This is a genomic window from Paenibacillus pectinilyticus, assembly GCF_001700435.1.
Lineage (GTDB): Bacteria > Bacillota > Bacilli > Paenibacillales > NBRC-103111 > Paenibacillus_E > Paenibacillus_E pectinilyticus.
This window is the reverse complement of sequence record NZ_LYPC01000014.1, coordinates 1,220,824-1,242,846: the sequence shown is the minus strand read 5'-3', so window position 1 is coordinate 1,242,846 and position 22,023 is coordinate 1,220,824. Positions and strand designations below refer to the sequence as shown.

At 45.1% G+C, this 22,023-nt stretch carries 18 protein-coding genes; 5 read left to right on the top strand and 13 right to left on the bottom strand.

Annotation, left to right across the window (positions count from 1 at the left end; translation table 11 throughout):
* Positions 1 to 80: 80 nt before the first annotated feature.
* The 3 genes from A8709_RS12015 to A8709_RS12005 all read right to left on the bottom strand — a co-directional run bounded on the left by A8709_RS12015 (position 81) and on the right by A8709_RS12005 (position 3,560).
* Positions 81 to 1,505: an ABC transporter substrate-binding protein gene (locus tag A8709_RS12015; protein WP_065852570.1), complete on the bottom strand. Its 1,425-nt coding sequence runs from the start codon at positions 1,503 to 1,505 to the stop codon at positions 81 to 83.
* A gap of 109 nt (positions 1,506 to 1,614) precedes the next feature.
* Positions 1,615 to 2,937: a response regulator gene (locus A8709_RS12010; RefSeq protein ID WP_065852569.1), complete on the bottom strand. Its 1,323-nt coding sequence runs from the start codon at positions 2,935 to 2,937 to the stop codon at positions 1,615 to 1,617.
* 170 nt (positions 2,938 to 3,107) lie between these two features.
* Positions 3,108 to 3,560, bottom strand: coding sequence for a cupin domain-containing protein (locus A8709_RS12005; protein WP_065852671.1), 453 nt, complete (start codon positions 3,558 to 3,560; stop codon positions 3,108 to 3,110).
* A 206-nt stretch (positions 3,561 to 3,766) separates the two neighbouring features.
* On the opposite strand from A8709_RS12005, the gene A8709_RS12000 reads away from it, so the two are divergent.
* A complete protein-coding gene (locus A8709_RS12000; RefSeq protein ID WP_065852568.1) occupies positions 3,767 to 4,714 on the top strand; it encodes a hypothetical protein in 948 nt (315 codons plus the stop codon).
* A 72-nt stretch (positions 4,715 to 4,786) separates the two neighbouring features.
* Here the strand turns inward: A8709_RS12000 and A8709_RS11995 are convergent, their stop codons facing one another.
* The 7 genes from A8709_RS11995 to A8709_RS11965 all read right to left on the bottom strand — a co-directional run bounded on the left by A8709_RS11995 (position 4,787) and on the right by A8709_RS11965 (position 11,602).
* A complete protein-coding gene (locus A8709_RS11995) occupies positions 4,787 to 5,386 on the bottom strand; it encodes a hypothetical protein (protein ID WP_065852567.1) in 600 nt (199 codons plus the stop codon).
* Positions 5,387 to 5,523: 137 nt separating this feature from the next.
* Entirely contained in the window at positions 5,524 to 6,033 is a 510-nt protein-coding gene (locus A8709_RS11990; protein WP_065852566.1) for a hypothetical protein, read from the bottom strand.
* A 173-nt stretch (positions 6,034 to 6,206) separates the two neighbouring features.
* Positions 6,207 to 8,003 (bottom strand): CBM96 family carbohydrate-binding protein, encoded by a 1,797-nt coding sequence (locus A8709_RS33660; RefSeq protein WP_084224850.1) that lies wholly within the window; start codon positions 8,001 to 8,003, stop codon positions 6,207 to 6,209.
* 112 nt (positions 8,004 to 8,115) lie between these two features.
* Positions 8,116 to 8,961, bottom strand: coding sequence for a helix-turn-helix domain-containing protein (locus A8709_RS11980; protein WP_065852565.1), 846 nt, complete (start codon positions 8,959 to 8,961; stop codon positions 8,116 to 8,118).
* A 202-nt stretch (positions 8,962 to 9,163) separates the two neighbouring features.
* Positions 9,164 to 9,376: a twin-arginine translocase TatA/TatE family subunit gene (gene tatA, locus A8709_RS11975; RefSeq protein WP_065852564.1), complete on the bottom strand. Its 213-nt coding sequence runs from the start codon at positions 9,374 to 9,376 to the stop codon at positions 9,164 to 9,166.
* 21 nt (positions 9,377 to 9,397) lie between these two features.
* A complete protein-coding gene (locus tag A8709_RS11970) occupies positions 9,398 to 9,967 on the bottom strand; it encodes a RidA family protein (RefSeq protein ID WP_065852563.1) in 570 nt (189 codons plus the stop codon).
* A 27-nt stretch (positions 9,968 to 9,994) separates the two neighbouring features.
* Positions 9,995 to 11,602 (bottom strand): flavin monoamine oxidase family protein, encoded by a 1,608-nt coding sequence (locus A8709_RS11965; protein ID WP_065852562.1) that lies wholly within the window; start codon positions 11,600 to 11,602, stop codon positions 9,995 to 9,997.
* A gap of 220 nt (positions 11,603 to 11,822) precedes the next feature.
* On the opposite strand from A8709_RS11965, the gene A8709_RS11960 reads away from it, so the two are divergent.
* The 4 genes from A8709_RS11960 to A8709_RS11945 all read left to right on the top strand — a co-directional run bounded on the left by A8709_RS11960 (position 11,823) and on the right by A8709_RS11945 (position 14,436).
* Positions 11,823 to 12,056 carry a MerR family transcriptional regulator gene (locus tag A8709_RS11960; RefSeq protein ID WP_084224849.1) on the top strand — a complete coding sequence of 78 codons (234 nt, stop codon included), beginning with the start codon at positions 11,823 to 11,825 and terminating at the stop codon, positions 12,054 to 12,056.
* A gap of 31 nt (positions 12,057 to 12,087) precedes the next feature.
* Positions 12,088 to 12,846, top strand: a complete 759-nt coding sequence (gene tatC, locus A8709_RS11955) for a twin-arginine translocase subunit TatC (protein ID WP_065852561.1) — start codon at positions 12,088 to 12,090, stop codon at positions 12,844 to 12,846.
* Positions 12,847 to 12,926: 80 nt separating this feature from the next.
* Entirely contained in the window at positions 12,927 to 13,817 is an 891-nt protein-coding gene (locus A8709_RS11950) for a LysR family transcriptional regulator (RefSeq protein WP_065852560.1), read from the top strand.
* A gap of 175 nt (positions 13,818 to 13,992) precedes the next feature.
* Positions 13,993 to 14,436 (top strand): hypothetical protein, encoded by a 444-nt coding sequence (locus A8709_RS11945; protein WP_065852559.1) that lies wholly within the window; start codon positions 13,993 to 13,995, stop codon positions 14,434 to 14,436.
* A 134-nt stretch (positions 14,437 to 14,570) separates the two neighbouring features.
* Here the strand turns inward: A8709_RS11945 and A8709_RS11940 are convergent, their stop codons facing one another.
* From A8709_RS11940 to A8709_RS11930, 3 genes are all read right to left on the bottom strand, one after another.
* Entirely contained in the window at positions 14,571 to 15,488 is a 918-nt protein-coding gene (locus A8709_RS11940; RefSeq protein ID WP_065852558.1) for an EamA family transporter, read from the bottom strand.
* Positions 15,485 to 16,654 (bottom strand): iron-containing alcohol dehydrogenase, encoded by a 1,170-nt coding sequence (locus A8709_RS11935; RefSeq protein WP_065852557.1) that lies wholly within the window; start codon positions 16,652 to 16,654, stop codon positions 15,485 to 15,487. The genes A8709_RS11940 and A8709_RS11935 overlap by 4 nt, the downstream gene beginning before the upstream one ends.
* Before the next feature lie 147 nt (positions 16,655 to 16,801).
* The gene (locus tag A8709_RS11930) at positions 16,802 to 22,000 is read right to left on the bottom strand and encodes an AAA family ATPase (protein ID WP_065852556.1); all 5,199 of its coding nucleotides are present in this window, start codon (positions 21,998 to 22,000) and stop codon (positions 16,802 to 16,804) included.
* Positions 22,001 to 22,023 lie beyond the last annotated feature (23 nt).

The following is a 22,023-nucleotide window of genomic DNA, read 5'->3' as shown; positions in this document are numbered from 1 at the left end:
CTAATATTTTGAGAAAACCTCTACCCACGGCCACTTCCTACTTAGCAAGCGGCCGCGTGTAGAAGTAAGTTTAGGCTTACCTATTCGACCTTCACTTTGTCAAACGTTTCCGTTTGCACTTTGGCCGCGGCATCAGACAGTGCTTTTTTCAAATCCACATCTTTCGTTGTGAATACTTTTTGAATCACGTTTGCCATTTCTGTGTAGAACTTTTGAGCTTCGTATTGTGCTTCCGGTTTGCCATCCCATAAAGCTAGCAATTGCGGATCATATTTGAATACGTTGTCATACTTCGTTAATAGATCCGTGTATTTTTTACCGAAATCGGAAGAATCTTTCCAGTAGTTGATCGGTTGTGGAATGTACACACGGTTTTTACCTTTACGATCTTCGATTTCTTTTTGAGTTGAGTTCAAGAAATCGTCAGTGAAATACTCATCAGTGATCCATTTGAACGCCACTTCTTGTTGATCTTTGTCGCTCTTCGGATTGATAACACGGTAGTTACCGCCTAATACGCCTGTATGTTTTCCACCTTTTGTGAAGGAAGGCATTGGGTAAACAACGACATCATCCTTGCTGATTCCGCCTTCATTGATTGCCGTATCTGCTGCGTTACCGCTTCCGCACATAACCATTGCGCCACGTCCTTGTGCGAACGCATTCAATGCATCGCCATAGCCAAGCGCCCAGTTTTGCGGGATTAGGTTCTCATCCTTCAGCTTTTTGTAGAATTCAAGCGCTTGCAAACCTGCGTCTGAATTGAACGTGCCAACGACTTTACCATTATCTAGCTTTTGAACATCGCCGCCTGCTGCGTAAAGGAAATTCGTCCAGTTCCAGCCGGCTTCTGGTCCTTTACCCATCGGGATGAAGCCTGCGATACCTTTGGCTGGATCATTGATTTTACGAGCTGCATCAAGCAGATCATCCCACGTCCAGTCCATTGGAGGAAGAGCTACGCCTTTATCTTTGAACAACTTTTTATTCAATGTAATTGTCATCACGTAACCATCGATTGGCACGCCGTACGTTTTACCGTTAACAACAAACGGTTTGGAGAGCAGATCATTCATATCCTTGGAATGTGCCCAAGCGCTCATTGAATCCGTAATATCAGCTACCCATTTCTTATCGACAAGTACTTTACCTTCTGTTGCATACGTCGTATACTCGGTTGGCGCACTGTTGGAAGCCATTTTAATCCCGATTTCAAGCGGATTGTACTGCCAGTCATCCTTTTTGAAATCAACATTTGGATTTTTCGCTTTGAAACGCGCGATACGTTGATCCAATTGATCATTCTTTTCCTTTTGATCGGATTTAAAGCTCTCTGCCGTAATTGTTACTTTCTTCGCCGCAGGTGTTGCTGTTGCTGCAGCAGCTGTTTCTTTCGCAGCTGGCGTTGGGCTGGCTGTGCTCGTTGTTCCCGTGCTGGAACTACACCCCGCTAGTAATACCGTTAAAGCAATTGCACTCATTGTAGACGCTTTCTTTGCATTCATGTTTAGTTCCCCTTTCGAATCGCTTCTCACTTGTGGTTGCTACATTTTTGATTATAAAGGGAGATCATTCCAAGGGCGATGTGTCGTATTACGCTAAGTATGTCGTATCTTACGTACCTGCTTGCTTCACTTCGGAGATATTAATCCCGAAATGCTTCTTGAATATTTTGCTAAAGTGCTCCGGTGACTCGTACCCAATCTCCTCCGATATCTCGTACCGACGCTTATCTGTCGTCAGAATCAGACGCTTGCCTTCTTCCATCCGCAGCTTGGTGACATAGTCCCAAATGTTCGTCCCCATCACCTTTTTAAACAAATAACTCAAATAATTCGGACTTAAATGCACCGCATCCGCAATATCTTGCAGCTTCAAGCCTTTATCGCAGAAATGCTGCTCGATGTATACCTTCGTCTCATAGACGATCCGATGATTCGCTTCATCCACGCCAGCAACCGTTAGGTTAGGGTTCGTCGACAGGCTGTCTTTATCTTCAATATAGAACATATAGTGCCCTTTGTTGGTTTCACAGCAAGCTAAGCTTTCGAGCGCTTCCTTGTACATCACCGGCCATTGAGGAATCCCTTCTCGAATCCGAGAGATGCCGATCTGACTTTTCACATTCAAATACTTCTGCAGATTGGTATGAATCATTTGTGCCACCATCAGTAGTTGATTTACGCGAAGTGAACCTCGGCTCTCCTCTTCCGTAACTTGCAGCAGCAGGGTAAAAGTAGAGTTATGATTGTTGAAAATGAAGTGACTCCACTGACTCGCCGTTTCCTCCATAATGTTCAATGCGGCGTACTTCAACAGACTGCGATCCTTCCCGGTCGCTATTTCCTGATCATGGATACCACCGCGTTCCAGCGATAATTTGATGCTCATCATGCTAAAATAGGGCCCATCCATCCGATTGCCTAATGTCTCTATAATAGAAGTAACCTCGGACTCATGGATCGTCCCTGTTACCAGTTCGTTCAAATAATAGTTCGTCTCATGCGACATATGGCCTGGCAATGAACGAGAGCCTTCCCAGTTCGCGAAGCGTTGTCCTTTCTCCTCCTTCTCCTTAAGCAGCTTCGTCACGACCGAAAGGAGATGCGGCGGCGTAATCGGCTTTACCAGATACTCCTTTGCTCCAAAACGTATCGCTTTCTGCGCGTATTCAAACTCACCATGCGCTGATAAAATGACGATCGGAATGGATGGATCCTCGAGGAAAATGTTCTCGATGAGCTCTATGCCATTCATTTTCTCCATTTGAATATCCGTGAAAACGAGATCTATCGTCTCCAAATGTATAAAATCCAGCGCCTCAAACCCGTTATACGCGATAAATACCTCGTTGATGTCCAACTTCGACTGCTTCAAAATCGTCGCAACACCCTTACAAATCATCGGTTCGTCATCTACGACCAAAATATTAACCATGCTGCCACCTCGTTAGTTTACTAGCCTTAACTCCATTTTATTGTACAACAATCGGCGTGAATATGTGTTTTATTACGTTTATTGTGTTGAATGTGTGGTTGCTTGTATCCTCTTTCTTCAAGAAAAAAGAGCCGTCTTCATCATGAAGCGACCCTTTTCCAAACTTATCCTTATTTCGAAATTAGTTTGAAGTCATCATAATGGAAACCTGGCGCTACCACACAGGATACCAGAACTGGTTCATCACCCAGCGGCTTCGCCATCTGCCATACATGTGCAGGAACAAGTGCTTGCGGATGCTGACCCTTCAACACATCAGGCCCCAGAATGAACTCTTGTGTCACTTCAGGCTGTTCACTAGTTCCGCCAAGGGTAAGTAAGATTGGACTGCCTGAATGCCACAGCCATAATTCATCAGACAACACCGTGTGCCATTCTGAAAACTCTTCCGGATGGAGCAGGAAATAAATCGAAGTTGCTGCATACCGTGAGCCGGAGTAAGCTTCAGACAGAATCTCTTTCGGAATTTCGAAGGAGGCCTTCCATAGCTCTTTATACCAGCCGCCTTCAGGATGAGGTTTTAAATCCAAAGCTTGCACGAGTGGTGATCGTTGTTTCGTAATCATATGGTATCTCTTCTCCTATTTCTCTCTATCTTTTTTTCTGGTATTGCCGCTCTTTCTAGCAAAACCAAACTCGCAAAGAATGTATTATAGCATAGAGAAGTGCTATTTGGCATAGGAAATCATTCGATTTTCGAAACCCGCAACCAGCTCGAACGTATTGAAAAAGGGAACATCTAACAAATGTTGGGAAAAGAGGGATTACGATGCCGGATGATTTGAACCTTCGATTACGAGATGCGAAAGAACGCATGTTTCGTCTGCACAAAGCCGAGCGCAGAAGAGAAGAGCTTCTGAACAGAGTAAACGAGCAAGAACGCCTTATCCTACGACTTGAATTACAGCTAGAATCAGAGCAAGCAGATGTTGACAAATTGACTCGGTTATCATTAGTTAATCTATTTCACACCATACTTCGCAGTAAAGCGGAACAACTGGACATGGAACGTCAACAAGTACTTGCCTCTGCACTGCAATTAGATGCGGCGAAGAAGGCGCTGCTAGACACGAAGAACGCATTGATCCAAGTAGGTGATGATCTAGCTAAATTTCAACTTGCGGAAGTCGAATACGAGAAACTGATGGCTCTTAAGGAAGACGCACTCCTTCACGTCCCCGCTTCATCGCATGAGCTAGCGTCTATGAACGAATCCATCGCCGATCAGAAACTACTCGTCAAAGAGCTTCAAGAAGCTTTAACCGCAGGAAGGCTCGTACTAGCTTCCTTAACGGATGCCTCCAATAGCTTGGATAAAGCTGAGAATTGGGGAAAGTGGGACTTATGGGGTGGTGGTATGTTAAGTACCCATGCCAAGCATAGTCATGTGGATGATGCCAAAACGTTTATTCAGCAGGCGAATCATCAGATTCTGAATTTCCAAAGCGAACTGAAAGACTTGCATCATAGTTTCCAAATTGAGATTGATATCAGCTCCACATTGAAAATGGCTGACTATTGGTTTGATGGACTCATTGCCGACTGGATTGTCCAAGGACGCATCAACAACTCGCAAAACCAAACGCTCTCCGCGTTGAATCACATTCGACCTGTCGTTAATCGGCTGCAAACGGAGCATACTGCCGCAGAGGCAGCACTTTCCGGCATGCTGACCAAAAGAATCAATTGGATCGAGGAATCCCGTATAGACAATTGAAAATGACAACACAAACACCCACTCTCCAACAAACCGTTGAGAGTGGGTATTTCCATACGGAGGACAAGCAAGCTATTGGTCTCCCCATTTATGAACAATAGCCGCAATGATCTCCTCCTTCGTCTCCTCACTTAATCCATTCCGGAGCTCCGTAATGAATTCAATAAAGAGGAGCGACAGGAGTTCATTCATTTCCATATTGAGTGGATGATGATGTTTCCAATTCATATCGTCGAAGAAGACCCTCATCCGATTGACCTCGGCCGGGTGTAATCGGACGTTCAGTGTCAAATGACCCGTTCGATCCGTGTTCCCTACCTGAAAGGAGAGTCCCCATTGAAAGCCAGGCACGTTGCCTCCAGAAGGACGATCGTTGCTATTACTGCTTGCGACGATACCACCGAATTTACTCCGGAGTTGTAAAATATAGCTGTATAGATCCTTCCCCTTGCGGACATGATCCATAAAATTATCAAATAACAGATTCACGAGAAAGGTTTTGTTAATTCCTTCCAACTCTTCTTGCGAGGTATACACAATATCCTCTAAGAATGCATCAGCCCGACTGAAATAATCGCGAGGCGCTCGCACTTTAACCGTATGGTAAATATCAGCGGCAACGGTTCCCGCTCCCCTATGAAATAAACCTGTCCAGGATTTTAATGTGAGCATGGCGTATTCCCCCTTTTTCTCCCTCCTAAACTAGTATTCCGAATCTAGCAGAAAAATGACTGCCATTTGCCATGCAGACAGAAAAAAGCCTCCAACACCACACTGTGGCACTGAAGGTTATCTTCCATTTCTATGTTTTAGACGGTTTTATCTACATAAGCAATGCGATTCTGCTCAGCGAACTTTTTCAATTTGGCTGCCATAGCAGGAATATCGAAGCGGTTGAAGGTTTTGTTGTATACCCAACGCGGCGATTTGCCCGTCAGCTCAATAATGATTTGACCAGGTGCATGGACAATTTCTTTAATATTTTCCGCACCAAGCACAAGTTCCCTAGCTAAACCTCTCTTCGAGAGATTCGTTTTGGTTACGCGCAAGTAAGGTCTACGTACAAAATAAATTAACACCCCAACAACCAGATAACTGAGTGTTGTATACCAGTACATCTTGTCCCCTTCGGTTTTGGTCAACGTAATCAATAAGAAGATTGAAACTACGATGAAAAACGCAGCTAACATAATGCTTCTCCCTTTGAATACCACTGGACGATCCGGATCCGTTGAAATCGGTGCTTTCCCTTGTTTAGAACGGGTCTGGTTCACCTTTTTTGAATTTTTGCTAACCATTCTTTCCCACTTGCGTGACATGCCTTTCACTCCCTGCGTAGTAGTTACCCTTGTCTGAGCAGATGCCATATGGCGTCTCCACTCTCATCTTCTCATAATCCCATACTTAGGACCGAATGTCGATATTTAGCTTGTATATAGGGCAAAAGGAGCCCCTTTCAGGGCCCCCTCACATACATAGACGCGCTCGTCGACTAATTCACGTTCGTATTATACAGATTTCCTCCACCTGTCCGCGTATCATTCGCTGCTGTCGTCCCTGTAGCTGCACTTGTTGCGTAGACAACATAGCCCGATGAGTTATCCAAGTTCACCGTATTATGGTCAAATGCGTTATTCGTGCCCGTGGCATAATCCGTTCCATGCGTACGAACTTGAAAAGCATCGACCACATTCGCGTTTCCATTTCGGAACCCTTGGTTATAACGAATTATGGTATTCACGCCTTTGACATCGATGAAGCTGTCTGCACTGTTCGCTCCGCTAATTCCCGTGCCATTAAACGTGCAATATTCGATGATTGTGTCACTCGCCCCTTCTTTTACATCAATATGTTCCGCGGTAATCCCACCGTTAAAATTCGTATGACTGATCGTATTCCCTATCACAACATGCTCATAGTCAGAGCTGGAATCTGATCCAACATAAGCGCCTTCTCCATAACCGGCTTGGTATTTGCCTGTATCATAGATGAGGGAATACGTCAGCGTATTATACGAACTGCCATCGCGGAAATGAACACCTTCGTCGCCGACGTAATGAACATTGACATTATTCAGTAGATTATTATTCCCATTGTCGATGATGATGCCCTTCTGCGCATTCGTAACTTCGATATCGCGAATTTGCCAGTTGTCGCCTGTCAAATGAATACCATACGAGCCATCATTCACGTTTGCTCCTTTCAGAACAGCCGGGTTGGCGGCATCACAACTTTTAAGCTTAATGGGATTCGAAGCTGTGCCGCTTTGTCCCGAATAAAAGAGACCTTGGCCGCCAGGGTCACCGCTGGTTGACCGATTCCCCACATACGTGCCTGGTGCCAGTAAAATGGTGGACCCCGCTGTCGCGTTAATCAGCGCATTTTGAATAGCTGCCGTAGTATTGAGTGCATTCGTACAACCTGTTGGTGTTGATCCTGCTGAAGTGGACACATTAATTGTACTGCTCTGACTGGAGGCATTACCCGCAGCATCCTTCGCCTTGACATAGTAGCTGTAAGACGTGGAAGCCGATAATCCTGCATCTGACGTCGAAGTGCCAGTGACCGTTTTGAGCAGCGAACCATTACGATACACATCGTACCCCGTTACAGCCACATTATCGGATGCAGCGCTCCAGCTGATGTTAATTTGACTACTAGAAGCCGCTGTGCCAGTCAGACCTGTTGGTGTGGTTGGCGCCTGTGTATCACCGCTGCCTCCACTGCCACTGACAATAACAAGCTGCGGTTTATTCGACGCATTCTCATTACTATTTAAAGTCGTGTATTTACCTACACTTTCCTGCAGAGCAAATGAAACGACACCATCCCCAGCTGCCTCTGCGGTGACATACGAGGTAACATCAATTTCGTTGTACGTGTTCGTCGTATTGATGCCAACACTCCCTGCTGATGTACCCACTGTCGGTTTCGTGTTCCAAGTAATAGCGGATTGCGTCCAGCTATCCGTCGTTTGATAGGCCGACAAGACAGTCGACGATGAGGCACTGCCGTACACCCCCAGTTTCGCGCTCGTAACCCCCGAAAGGCCTGCCAGGCTAAATTTGAGGTACGTATACCGAGAGGCACCGGGGTCATTTTTGACATATAATGATGTCGCTGTCCCGAAATTGCTAGTTGGGTTCCCTTCATGAACATAAGAATCATCAAATGGCCCTAATGTGGTCGTAGCTGCACCCGCTACTGAGGGAATCGCCAAGACCATGACAGATGAGAGCAGCACAATCATACGCTTCCTGCCTTTGAAATTCTTGAAAAATGTGTTCATCATTATTCCTCCTACGATTCTTATGGTTAGCGCTTACATTTCAAATTATAGGAGAGAATCCTAAGCCCGTGTTTTCCGCTATTGTTCAGAACTTGCACGGTATTGCTGTCTTTTATACTTGCATGCGATAAGCTTTGGGCGTGGTGCCTAGTACCGTTTTGAACACGCGTGAAAAGTAAGAACCGTTCTGGAACCCCACTTCTTGCGCAATGAAACTCGCTGTCTTCGATGTCGTTTCCAATAGCAGACAAGCTTCCTTTAATCTTCGCGAAATTATGAATTCAGTAATCGTACAACCCATTGATTGACGAAAAATATGAGATAAATAAAAGGTAGACAGGTGCAAATCGTCCGACATGCGCTGTAAGTCGAATTTATCTCTGTAGTGTCGTTCAATCCACTCTGTGATCTGTCCTGCTGTATGGTTGCTATTCACTTGGCGCAATTCCTTATGACCCTGAAGGAGATCACCTTCGAATGGCTCGATTTGCTGAAGCAGAGCTAGTAAGCAGAGAACAAACTCCTCTTGCTGTTTATGAGGGGGCAAACGCCTTAATTTGCTAGATAAATGCTCATATAACTTGGCTGCGTGCTGTTGTTGCGGCAATACAGGACAAACTAGCGCAAGCTTCCAGAGGGTGTTAAACCACGTGCGAATCCCGCGAAAAGCCCGAAGCCCTGCATCTAGTCGATACGGATCAAACATGAGGACGGAACGGACAAAAGGCCCTTTTATTTGAATGCGATGCAGCTGATAGGGCTGAAAAATGAGCAGACATCCTGGCTCAATATTGAACCACCTTTTGTTTACTTCCACACGTCCGTACCCTTCATAGACATAGAGGAACTCCATACAGGTATGCGCATGATACACTTCCCAATTCGGATTCCTACTCGACTTTTCATGATTAAGATGAAAGGGTTCTTTGATCACATCCACATTAGTGCTGAGCTTCAACAGCCTTCCCTCCCTATATTGGAAATAGTTGGATCATCTAAACGTGAGCACACTTTATCACATCCTCAGGCTTCCTGCTTGTATTAAAAATAGAAAAACCTGTGTTTTCTATAGGTTTTGAAAAAAAAAGCAGATCCCTTATATGTCTCCCTAGGGAGAATATACAGGATCTGCCTTCCCAGCTATGAACCTTACTACTTCTCTACACGTTCGCCTTATCCACTTTCTTGTCCGAGACTTCCAGGTGCTCTGGCGACTCTTTCCCTTCCCCAACCAGCTCTCTCGCTGAATTTTTGAATTCATGCAGCGTTCTTCCAACTGCACGACCAAGCTCTGGCAACTTGGAGGGTCCAAACAAGACTAAGACAACCAATAAAATTAACATGATGCCTGGGAAACCTATATTTTGCAGCATACAATCATCAACTCCCCTTCATTAGTCTTGGTTATGGTGCTTGGGATAGACAGCAACAGCTTCAATTTCAATTAACCAATCCGAGCTCACGAGGCCTGCCACACCGACGGTAGAGCGAGCTGGCTTCACAGGATTCGCTTCAGTACCGAAGAATTGTGCATATGCGTCAAACCAGCCCTGATAATCAAATTTGCCCTCTTTCGCTGCATCAGCTGCAACGTAAACACGTAGATAAGCGACATCCGCCAGTGTTAACCCTTTATCATTTAATTGCTTCTCAATTTCTTTCAGGATGCCCACGCCTTGTGCTTTCGTATCGCCATACTTCTCGTAGATTGTCTTCCCATCTTTATTGAGAACTGGCGGCACGGTTCCACTTGTAAATAACGTAGATGAGCCAGCAGGAATGGACACACCAGTAGCAATCGAAGAGGCCGGATTTCCGTAGAATTCAACTTCATTAATCGGTTCTGCTGGGTATTTATTGGATTTCTCCGCCCCTGCCGCATAGGCGCTTACACAAATCAGGCATGAACCCACTGTGACAGCAACAATGGTCTTCCACTTCCTTGTTATGTTCGTTACATTCATCCTATTTCACTCCTTCTCCTTCTCTTTCTACTCTTTCATTACGCGCTCATGAATTTCAGTGACGACTTTCCGCGCAGACTCAATCGCACCAGCTTGCCATGCGGTAATATAACTAATGTGCTCCCCAGCCAAATAAATACGGCCATCTGGTTTGCAAAGTGTTGGGTAATAGTTTTTGCGATCATCTGCCGTGTAAGAGGCCCATCCGCCTAGATTATACTTTATTTTCTTCCAATCGACCGAGAAGGAAGTCTCGAATTCTTTATAGTATTGCGGATGAATCTTTGCCCCTTGACTGATAGCATAATCTTCCCGCGCTGCTAATGACATTTTACCGATTTTATCGGCGCTGCCACCGAACGTGTAATAACCTAGCAGTATCCCTTTTTTGGCAAAATAGTCTGTCGGCGGGTAATAGATATTGGCAATATCCATATTCGTCAAAGAGCTTCCACCGTAGATCTGTTCATCTTCTTCCCAGAACCGACGCTTAAACTGAAGACCAATCTTCCCCGCCGAAGCATAGCTAATTTTCGAGATGGCCGTTGACATTTCGGGCGAGAAGTCAGCTTTAATGTCTTTGAGCACTGGAAGTGGAATCGTACAGATGCAGAATTCACCTGCGACTTCCTTATTGGCACCGCTATTCAAATCCTTATACAGAATACGAACACCTTCTGAGGATTGCTTGATCTCTTGCACTTCCGCGTGATATTCAATATGATCGCCTACTCGTTTCTCAAAAGCTTTTGCAATTTGATCCATACCACCTACTGGATGGAACATCATCATTTGCTGATCATAGCTATATTCACTGCTAAAAAATTGCCCAAAGCCTGAATTAATAATTGCTTTTAAGCTAAAAGGATCCTTACGGACACCTGCATCAAATTTACCTCCTGGTTCCTCTACATAGCCGGCTCGTTCTGATCCTTTATAGAACAAATCAGCACTTAAATCCCCTTCGGTTTTGAGATAGGCAACCAGCTTAGCTTTCTCTTCTGAGGTTAGAGGCAGATCCAACGCATTCTGATTAACAGCCTTTGCCAGCATTTCAGCGACATAGCCCCGAACATCAGCTTTGGCCTGACGCTTTGGTATTTTCACTCCTGACAATTCACCGACACCTTCATTGTAGTAATACCCGCTCTCATTCACATTATTAAAGGGCTCAATTGGCACTCCAAATTTGCGAGCATAGTCCAGTGTCACGTGAAATTGAGGAATCCGCATCGGCCCCGCGTTGAAGTACATCCCATTGTCAAAGCGAGCAACCTGCTTCGTACCACCAATTTCAGTTACTGTTGTTCCTCTGCGTACGGACCATGCTCTTCCGCCGGCACGCGCTCTTGCCTCCAGAATCGTGCATTGATATCCTGCCATGCCAAGCTCATACGCTGCTGTCATTCCGGCGATCCCTGCGCCAAGGATAATAATTTTCTTTCCATTGCGGTTCGTCGAAGTAAGATCCCATTTCGATGGCGGCGTATAGTCAGCCGCTTTCATCGTTTCCGGTGAAAGCAGTCCTAATGTTCCCATCACACTAAATAGTGCAGCTGACCCACCTATTTTCCCGACTGTTGTCAAAAATTGTCTACGTGTGATTTGATCTTCTTGGATCGGCGTCTTCTCCATGCTTCCAACTCCTCGTTTAAGTTTGGCTATCCGCTACTTAAACGTACCAGTGAGTAAGCTATTCGTCATCGTTTTATGTGAGACTATCTGACATAAATAATAATTATACCGAGATAATCAACGGTTATTTGATCATTTTTCCATATGATGATAAGGTTTTTCTAATAAATGTCATATTAACGTTAAATTATCTAACATTTAAAATGGAGGGAATAAACGAATGATGATGACAAAAAAGAAAGTGATACAGATTGGTATCGCGTGTGAACTAACAGGGCTATCTGAAAGACAAATTCGGTACTACGAGGATCGTAAACTTATTTTTCCAGAGCGAAGCAAGGGCGGAGTTCGTAAATATTCCTTCGAGGATATACAAACCATCATGGATATTCACACAAAATTAATCGACGGCTATCATACGGTTGAATTACGACGAATGCTGGCAAGCTTATAATTTATCTCTTACTCTAGATTGGAGGACTCGTATGCAAATGAAAGAAATGATGTCACTCGTAGAACATTTAGATGAGCTGCGCACACGCATAATTCGCATTCTTATCGCCATTATCCTCACCTTACTCGTTGGATTCGCCTTTGCTCAGAAGATTCTACTCTTTCTCAAGCAAACCCCACCTGCAACAACGATAACTTGGCACGTCTTTTCACCGATGGATGGGATTCGCATTTATATGTTGATTGCCTTTGCCATCTCCCTTACGTTGACCCTCCCCTTCATCCTCTATCAACTTTGGGCCTTCGTCAAAAAGGGATTAACCAAGGAAGAACAAACGGCCACACTACGCTATATCCCCTATACATGCTTATGTTTCTTGATTGGTGTAGCCTTCGGCTACTTCATTGTCTTCCCGATGTGTATGAAGTTTACGATTGGCATTACTGAGAATCTTGGATTAACTCAAACGTATGGCGTATCTCAATATTTCAGCTTTATGTTCAACATCATATTACCGTTATCATTGGCGTTTGAGCTCCCTATTGTGGTTATGTTTCTGACGAAACTGAGGCTGTTGAACCCTAAACTGCTGCATAAAGTTCGCCGATATGCGTACCTCATCCTGATCATTACCGCCAGCTTAATTTCTCCGCCTGATCTAATCTCACATCTTATGGTAGCAATCCCTTTATTTGCTTTATATGAGATCAGCATTCTCTTATCCCGTGTCGTCGACAACAGACACACGAAAAAGTCGAATTCCCCTCATGTCGAACTGGGTATCTCTTAAAATAGTGCTTCTCTCTCATTGTTCATTCCACCTAATTTGGATATAGTAGCTTCATAACCGGCTTCCAGAAAAGGTGAAATATGCGAATTGAACAACTCTTGTATATCATTGAAATTAATCAGACGGGTTCTATTTCATTAGCAGCTGAAAAGCTTCACGTTTCCCAGCCAAACATCTCTCAAGCGATTGGCAGCTTAGAGGAAGAGCTTGGCGTGAAGCTTTTTAACCGTTCACGCATCGGGGCTGTTCCCACTGAAGACGGTAAACTCATCATTACCAAGGCGATTGAGATCATGAATAAAGTAGAAGAGCTTCGAGAAACAGCCAATTTTCAATTCAACCAACTCTCTGGCTCCCTTTCGATTGCAGCAGTACCTAGTCTTTGCTTAAGTGTACTGCCACCTACGTTAGCTATTTTCAAAGATAAATACGCGGATGTCGATCTTGTGATGTTGGAATTGGATTATCCACAGGTTCTCCAAGAAGTTCTATGTGGACAAGTAGATATCGGACTTGTTTCTGTCTCACGAGATCATGAATGCAAGTATCCTCAACTCATCATGGAACATTTGATGGATTGTCGCATCATGGCTTATGTTAGTAGAAAATCACCACTATCACACAAGTCTAGCATTTCCATTAAAGAATTATTGGAACATCCTCTACTTGTCAGCTCCGACTATTTAATTAAAACTTTCAAAAAACACGGTGAACCTAATATTTTATTCAAACTCGGAAATTCGGAAGCGACGAAACGATTTATTACCGAAGGAATCGCTATCGGTTTTTACACCGAAACAGGAATGAGAAAAGACCCTTATGTAGAAACAGGCCAAATTATTGCTCTGGAGATTACAGGAGAGGATTTCGGCGTTTCATTTCGCACTATTCGTCTCAAAAGTCGTCATCTATCACAGACTTGCAAAGAATTCACCAAGGAGCTCAAAGCTAGTATCGCCACCTTGTTGTAATTACAATTTAATCAGCTTGAAAGTAGGCATATTCCCTTCTCCCCTCACATAAGATGTATAGTTGCTTATTTCTGAAAACCAAGTGAAATTTTACAGAAAACTAAGTTCAAACTTGAAGGGATGTTGATTTCGTATTCTTACTCTAGAGCAAATTCAATTCATTGAGACACAATGTATGAACCCACAAGATGCCATTATTATTCGTCTACTTATTGAGGGAGTCGCTCCACATGAAATTGTGTACTTAAAAGGTACTTCCTTAGATGAAAAAAACCAAATACTTACTGTCTCTGATGCCCTCGGCGTCAAAAGGCACATGCAAGTCTCCAAAACCTGTGTGGAACGGTTTCAATCCGCGCTCAAGCAAACGAAATATGTCACCAGCAGTGGCGACCACTTCACGCAGCATAAGCTAACTGACTTAAGAAAGAGCCCTTTTCTGATTAAAATGAGCATGGGCGACTACATCGCCAATCGGGCGATGATTACGGAATTGGATTCGGTCATTTTACGAACGATCTATATGCGTCTTCGGCGCTTAGCTGAAATGTTCAATATGCCAGAGCTGACCCACCTTACTACGGTGAAGCTGGAGTTGAAAGAACTCGCACATGCGTGAGAGTGAGTGTGTGTGAAGTAAGTGAATGATGAGTGAAATAAATCCATAGATGGAAAGTCAAAGGCCAACTGGCCTTTTTTTATTGGGTAAAATCAAAAAAAAGGCAGACTCCCCAAAAGGGAAGTCCACCTTATTCATTCCACCTGAAGCTGATGCTGTCGCTTCCTTCGTTTCAGTAATTCCGGCAATGCTATGCCGAGCATAGTAACGATCACACCTATCCATTGAAGCCCATTCACGGATTCGTTCAGGACAACAAACGACATAACAACAGCGGTCGGCAGCTCCGCAGCGCTCATAATGGTTGCCATCCCGCCGCCAATTCGCGGCACACCGATTGCAAAAAACAACGGTGGGATCACAACGCCGAACAAGGCTAGCAGCAGCGCCCATGGTAATAACGACTCATGCAGCGAGCCATTCCATAGAAAATGCGGCGGAAAGATCAGCATGACAATGAGGAACGAGCCCGTTTGCATCACAGCGCTTCGAGTGATCGGAGCAACCTGCTTAGCGACCCTGCCACTCATGGCGATAAACACAGCATACGTAAGGGCCGATAGCAGGCCTAAACCAACGCCGAGCCAAGAAGGCGCTTCGAGATTTCCTTTTAGATAACCACTAGCCATGATAATCCCTATAAATAAGAAAATAAGTGCAATTAATTTTTCCTTGCTTGGTCGTTTACGATCGATTACAGCCTCTAGCACAATACCGATCCATGTAAATTGGAATAATAATAAAATAGCAAAAGACGCTGATACATATTGTAATGCTGCATAATAAAATATACCGGTAAGACCTGAGCTAGTTCCCACTAGCATGAGGGGAAGCACTTGACGCGGTGTTACACGAAACAAATGTGTAGCGGATCCTTCTCGTGCAGATTTCGCTGTTACGAAAGCCATCAACCACAGCATGATGAGACCAAATAAAATTTGACTGCCAACAACCTCACCTACATGAAATCCGGATTCATAGGCTTTCTTCACGAAAGTTGACAGAAGACCGAAGCTGCAAGCGCCTGCTAGCACATACACATAATACTTCATGCTAATGACCTGAGCAAAATGTCTCGAACCGTATCTCTGGTCATCACTTTATATTGTCCAATACTCGGTTTCATGAATGATTTATGCACCAATTCTTCGATACGCTGGTCATCGATTCCGTAATACCCAAGTCGACTCGGTGCTCCAAGTGAATCCCAGAACTGCCTCAGTGCCTGAATGCCTTCCTCCGCCACTTCATGATCTGTTTTGCCAGCAGCATCGATTCCGAAAACCGTCATAGCCAGCTTTTTCATTCGCGATGGATCTTCCTCCGCACAGTGCGCCATCCAGTTCGGGAATACGATTGCTAAACCCCCGCCATGCGGAATGTCGTAAACGGCTGATAAGCCATGCTCAATTTGGTGAGAAGCCCAGTCGCCTCCATCCGTACCACTGGAAAGCAAGCCATTGAATGCCGTTGTACCGGCATACATGATGGTAGCGCGATGCTCCACATTCGTAAGATCAGCCAAAAGCTTAGGAGCTGTTTCTATAACTGTGAGAAGGACAGCCTCCATGAAGCGATCCATCATCGGCGTATTATCCGTGCGGTGGAAATATTGCTCAAGTACGTGGGACATCATATCCACAATCCCGTATACGGTCTGATCAAGAGGAACCGACACCGTGTAGGCAGGGTCCAAAATTGAAAATGCCGGATACGCTAATGGACTGCCCCAACCGCGCTTCTCGTTACGCTCCCAGTTGGTAATGACCGAAATATTATTCATTTCAGAGCCTGTCGCGGCAAGTGTTAGTACCGTGCCTAGTGGAAGGGCCTTCTCTGGCTCGGCTTTCTTGGTGATGATATCCCACACATCACCTTCATAATAGGCGCCAACTGAGATCGCCTTCGCGCAATCAATCACGCTGCCGCCACCCACGGCAAGAATGAGATCAATCTGTTCTTGACGGCAGAGGGCAATTCCCTTTTTAACCGTTGTCAGCCTTGGATTAGGCTCTACACCGGACATTTCGATCACAGTCGCTTCCATATGTTGCAGCTGCTTGAGAACAGCATCGTATACCCCATTCTTGTAGATGCTTCCTCCACCGTACACGAGCAGCACTCGTTTGCCAGTCGTACCTAGCTCTTGTTGCAGTTGTTTGATCTGGCCTTCGCCAAACCATAATTTCGTTGGATTCCATTGAATAAATGATTGCATATGTGTGTAAACTCCTTCGATGACTAATATCTACAGAAGTATATCACAAGTCGTATTCAATATCATTGGTAACACCTTTTGGGTAGACACGATTCTACTACAAACAAAAACCGTACACCTCTAAGTAAGATGTACGGTTTGGAGAACTTATATGCGGTGTAAAGGGAGTGAGAACGAAATACTGCAGCCCTGGCCTAAGCGGCTTTCCGCCCAAATTTGCCCACCGTGATATTGGATAATTTCCTTGGCGATTGCAAGTCCTAAGCCACTGCCGCCTGAATTACTGCGCGATTTGGATGCCTTATAGAAGCGTTCAAAAATATGGGGCAGATCTTCCTCACTGATCCCAACGCCAGTATCCGACACCCGTATAACCAGCTCATAGGGTTCATCTCTAATTTCCACACGAACGTCAATGAAACCGCCGCTAGTAGAGAATTTAATCGCATTATAGATCAGATTCGCATAGACTTGTTCGATCCGATCCGGATCAACGGTTAACAGCATTTCTTGTTGACCATCGATGTGTCCCATATCTAACGTGTAGATGATTCCTGCATTCGCCGCATCTAGTTCATACTTGGCAAAAAGCTGGCGAACCATCGTCACACAAGACGTTGGAGCCAATTGGAAATGGAACTGCTTGGTTTCAAGCCGACTTAATTGATATAAATCCGTGATCAAGCGTTGAATACCAACGATGCGCATATGCACAACCGACAAGTACTTTTTCTGCTCCTCAGGTTCATGAATCACACCATCTAGGATCGCTTCAACGTATCCCTGAATAGACGTAAGCGGTGTTCCTAGATCATGTGAGATATTCGATAACAAATCTCGCCGCGATGTCTCCATCAGAATCAATTCATTCGTACGTTCCTTTACCTTGGACTCGAGATCATTATAGAGCCTAGCATTTTCGATCGAAATCGCAGCTTGTGCAGATAATAATTTGATCACATCCAGTCGATCTGAAGTGAAGGCATTTCGAATTAAATTATTTTCCAAATAGAAAACCCCGACTAAATTCCCCTGATGTAAGATAGGCTCACAGAAAATCGACTTACTTTCCGCTTGCCGAATATACGGATCATTCGTGAAGAACCCTTCGTTCTCCGCATCATCAAGCACGATTCCTTCTTTCATGCGGGCCACATATTGAATGACCGCTCGCGGCAGATCATCACGAGATTCCAATAGAACCGGACTCACGGTGCAGGAATCTTTGCCTTCACTCGCCAGCATCTCCGCTTCAACATATAAGCAATCCTTATCTTTCAAAACAAGAATACTTCGCTCCGCACCCGAGGAATACGTAACGATTTCCATCAGTCTTTTGATCAACTGCTCCAAATTCACTTCACTGGACAGTGACCGCGAGGTGTTCATGATGGTCATAAAGTCCAGCGCTTGCAGCGAATAGTCGCTGATTTTGGTTGTCGCCCAATCTGGGGACTCATGCAGGCTGGATAGGTAGCCGGGATATCGCGCAATGAGCTCATCAGCCTTAGCCTTGGCCCCCCAGCTTACAAAACCCAAATAGGCGTCAATGAGATAGGTTTTGGCAATCTTCTCGCGGCCAGCCTGCTTATAGTATTTCCCCGCCAGCTCTGTCGCGATCGCCTCATGCTGAATAAAACCCTGCTCCCGCGCTTGACGAATCGCACTCTCATACCCTTGCTCTGCTCTCTGAGCATGCCCTTGCACACGATCCCATTCAGCTCGCATCAGTAGGCTAAGATGTAGGTAGTTCTCTGGCGCATTTGTTGACCATTTCTCCATTTTTTTGAGCATTTTCTTCACTTGCTTGGCAGACCATTTTCGATCTTCAATCGATGCCTCAGTGAACTTAGCAGTCAAGGACAGAACCGCATAGAAATAATGCTCTGGCATGTGGAACAAACCAAAGGATGCGGATTGTCTCCGTTCTGCTTCTCTGCACATTTTCACCGCTTCATCATAATGGCCAAATAAGTAAAAGAGCATCATCTTTTTCACCGTATAGACATGAATGATGACTTGGTTTGAATGTATGTCAAGCTTGCGGACAAACGCTTCTTCTTCCGACTCATCTTCACCGATGAGCAATGAGTTATGCGTTTTCCCTTCCAGATTCATGATCACCATCCGAAGCATTTCCATCATTAGAAGTGTATCGTGATGATTCGTCTGCTCCAGAATCCGGTAGTTCTTCGTTAGATCATCGTACACCTCCGCAAGCGCAACCCCTTGGAAATCCTTAACCAAAACCTGGTACGTGAGCGCATAGCCTGCGAATACCAAGTCACCATCCTCAATCCCGCTTCGGAACGAATCTTTCAGAAGTTCAAGGGCATTTTGAAGCGGCTTCACCCATGGGGTAACAAATAAGCCGAACGAGAAATAACTTTTGCTCCGAAATTGATGAGATTGGAATCGCTCGTTCATACGGTTGCCCAGTTGACCATAGAGATAACCTCTTTGATAATCCCCGAAACCTGAACCCAGAATAAGGCCATACGCCCCATACACATAGGCCATTGCTGGTGAATTCCCGTATTTCAAAGCGAGCTTGGTCATATTTAGCATAAAAAGAACGAACAAGTTCGTATTTACGAAATACGCTGAGATGGCAACGCTCATCATCAGATTCATGAGCTTGTAGCGATAATCATCTTCCATAATCGGTAAATCGTAGAGTTGGAGCGTATTTTTACGCCCGATTTTCCGCTTCACGTCCAAAAATGCAACTAAGATATTCGCGCTTGTTGGCGCTTCTGATAATCGGATACCATGCTCCGCCAACGCTTTCAAGCCTAACTTGACGCTCTGATGCTGCTTCCCTACATTCGTGTACAGAATCACTTGAAGATTATAGAGTTCCAGTCTTTGCTCCTTGGATTTGGCTTCTTGCAGAAGCTGCTCATAGGAGGTTTCGGCTTCATCTGCCTGACCGTTCAAATAGAGCACCTCTGATTTCTCCAAGCGAAGCGTATAGCTTAGCTCCTCTAGTTCCATCCCCGTGATCTGACTCAACATAGACAAGCCTTTATTGTAATATTGTAGCGCTGATCGATACGCATTCGAAGCTCTCGCTTTGCGCGCTGCTCCCATATTAAATTCGAGAAGCTGGATCAGGGCTGGACGCTCCTCGACCAAATCGGACCCCATATTCATGTGATTGACAATTTCAAAGAGTCTGCGCTCGATCTCCGCTTCCGACAGAGTTGTTAGCAGCATTTGCGCTATACTTAAGTGCATCTCTGTTAGCTTAGTCTCTTCAATCGAGCCATAAATCGCTTCTTGGATTGAATCGTGGACAAACATGAATCGGATATCGCGCGCTGCGGACTCGCCTAGTGTTTCGTTATAAAACTTGTAATCCATACCCACGGGGATGATTAAACCGGACTGAATGGTGCCCTCCAACTTATGTAGTGCATCAGTGAAAGAGGAACTCATAATAATACCCAGTGCCTCTAAGTCAAAGGAAACACCTAAGCAGGATGCCAAACGTAAGACATCTTGTGTTTGTGAAGGCATGCGCTCAAGCTTGTCTGCGAGCAAGAACATTAAGTTATCCGTAATGCGAAGCTTCTGAATCTCGTTCATATCCCAAAGCCAACGATTGACTTCATAATTAAATGAAAGCAAATCTTGCTCGTGCAAGGCGGTTAGAAATTGTTTGACGAAAAAGGGATTGCCTCCGGTTTTCACCAGAACGAGTTCAGCTAATTCAGCGACTTGCTCCTGCTCGGATTTCAAAGATTCGGCCACCAACTGCTTCACATCGTGAATCTCAAACGCCTTGAGTGTAATACGTTCCTCGATTAGCCGCGCAGGCAGCTTGCTTAATAATTGGATGTGCATAGCCGACAGCCAGTTGCTCTCATATTCACTGCGATAAGAGCCAATGAATAAGAAATATTTCAGTTGCGAATCGTTCAATAGCAGATCCAATACCTGCAGTGACGCTGCATCCGCCCATTGCAAATCATCCAAAAACAAAACAATCGGCCGATCCTTCGCGCAAAAAATCAATAGAAATTGCTGCAGTAAAAAGTGGAGACGATTCTGTGTCTCTTGTGGCGGAAGCGGCCTTGCAGCCGGCTGTTCGCCGATCAGCATCTCCAATTCTGGCACGAGATCCGTCAAAACTTTCCCGCTCGTACCCAGCATCTGGAGCAGCCGCGTGCGATACTCTTCAAGCTGCTGATCCTTCCCGGTCAAAAGCTGACGAACTAGCTCTCGCAGCGCTCTCGCAATCGCATGATACGAGATATGCTGTTTATTGGGCTCGAAACGACCGGATAAAAACCAGCCATTATCCTTCATGATCGTCTTCATGGTTTCTGCAATAAGGAAGGATTTTCCATATCCTGATTCCCCAGTGACCCACACCGCCTCCAAGGACCCATGCACGGCATGACTATATACACGCAGCAGTCTTTCAATTTCCTTGGATCGGCCATATAACCCTTGGGGAATCTGGAACATATCGGTCATATCATAGCGACCCACTGTGAATTCCTGCATCTCTTCGCCTGATTGACTAAGCATCAAGACGTGTTCCAGATCATGAATAATCCCGTAGGCGCTTTGATAGCGGTCCTCCGCGTCTTTCGATAGCAGCTTCATGGTAATATCCGATATCGGCTTCGGGATCGCCATTCGCAAGCTGTGCGGCGGTACCGGCGTGACAGCAAAATGGCAATGCAGCAGTTCCACCGCATCATCCGTTTGGAAGGGAAGGTGTCCTGTAATCATTTCGTAGAACGTGACACCCAGGGAGTAATAATCCGTCCGATAATCGATGATACGATTCATGCGCCCTGTCTGCTCGGGCGACATGTAGCTGAGCGTTCCTTCTAGTAATAAAGGATCCAGCATTTCTTGACGCTCTCTCGTGAACGACGAAATGCTGAAATCGCCAAGCTTCATAATCTGTTTACTACGATTCATAATAATATTGCTAGGCTTGATATCCTTATGTATCACATAACGTTGATGGACTTCTCCTACAATTTTGGCTAGTTGAATAGCTGCTTGCAAGAAGTCCTTGACGGATTGCCGGAACAACGGGAAGTAGGTTGAAAGGGTTTCCCCATCGAAATCTTCCATCACTAAGGCGACGCTATTATGATACTTCGGCAGCGAGAGAGGCTGAACGACACCAGAGAAATCCAACATCTTCCCGATTTCATACTCGCGCTTTAATCTGGTCAGATCCCTTGCAACCGGAAAGTCGGATCGCAGCGTCTTAATGATTACCTTCTCGCCTGTTTGCTTATGAACGGCGCGGTACAACACGTTACGCTCACCTTGATATATTTGTCTGATCATCTCATAATCCGGCAATATTAACATCTTATCCTCCTAGTAAATCTCGC

What these genes read in the sequence shown, in the direction of transcription:
- tatA (WP_065852564.1), bottom strand. Translation starts at nt 9,376, where the DNA reads ATGCTGCAAAATATAGGTTTCCCAGGCATCATGTTAATTTTATTGGTT.
- A8709_RS11945 (WP_065852559.1), top strand. Translation starts at nt 13,993, where the DNA reads ATGAACCCACAAGATGCCATTATTATTCGTCTACTTATTGAGGGAGTC.
- A8709_RS11960 (WP_084224849.1), top strand. Translation starts at nt 11,823, where the DNA reads ATGATGATGACAAAAAAGAAAGTGATACAGATTGGTATCGCGTGTGAA.
- A8709_RS11995 (WP_065852567.1), bottom strand. Translation starts at nt 5,386, where the DNA reads ATGCTCACATTAAAATCCTGGACAGGTTTATTTCATAGGGGAGCGGGA.
- A8709_RS11970 (WP_065852563.1), bottom strand. Translation starts at nt 9,967, where the DNA reads ATGAATGTAACGAACATAACAAGGAAGTGGAAGACCATTGTTGCTGTC.
- A8709_RS12015 (WP_065852570.1), bottom strand. Translation starts at nt 1,505, where the DNA reads ATGAATGCAAAGAAAGCGTCTACAATGAGTGCAATTGCTTTAACGGTA.
- A8709_RS11990 (WP_065852566.1), bottom strand. Translation starts at nt 6,033, where the DNA reads ATGTCACGCAAGTGGGAAAGAATGGTTAGCAAAAATTCAAAAAAGGTG.
- A8709_RS11930 (WP_065852556.1), bottom strand. Translation starts at nt 22,000, where the DNA reads ATGTTAATATTGCCGGATTATGAGATGATCAGACAAATATATCAAGGT.
- A8709_RS11940 (WP_065852558.1), bottom strand. Translation starts at nt 15,488, where the DNA reads ATGAAGTATTATGTGTATGTGCTAGCAGGCGCTTGCAGCTTCGGTCTT.
- A8709_RS11965 (WP_065852562.1), bottom strand. Translation starts at nt 11,602, where the DNA reads ATGGAGAAGACGCCGATCCAAGAAGATCAAATCACACGTAGACAATTT.
- A8709_RS12010 (WP_065852569.1), bottom strand. Translation starts at nt 2,937, where the DNA reads ATGGTTAATATTTTGGTCGTAGATGACGAACCGATGATTTGTAAGGGT.
- A8709_RS11950 (WP_065852560.1), top strand. Translation starts at nt 12,927, where the DNA reads ATGCGAATTGAACAACTCTTGTATATCATTGAAATTAATCAGACGGGT.
- tatC (WP_065852561.1), top strand. Translation starts at nt 12,088, where the DNA reads ATGCAAATGAAAGAAATGATGTCACTCGTAGAACATTTAGATGAGCTG.
- A8709_RS12000 (WP_065852568.1), top strand. Translation starts at nt 3,767, where the DNA reads ATGCCGGATGATTTGAACCTTCGATTACGAGATGCGAAAGAACGCATG.
- A8709_RS11935 (WP_065852557.1), bottom strand. Translation starts at nt 16,654, where the DNA reads ATGCAATCATTTATTCAATGGAATCCAACGAAATTATGGTTTGGCGAA.
- A8709_RS33660 (WP_084224850.1), bottom strand. Translation starts at nt 8,003, where the DNA reads ATGAACACATTTTTCAAGAATTTCAAAGGCAGGAAGCGTATGATTGTG.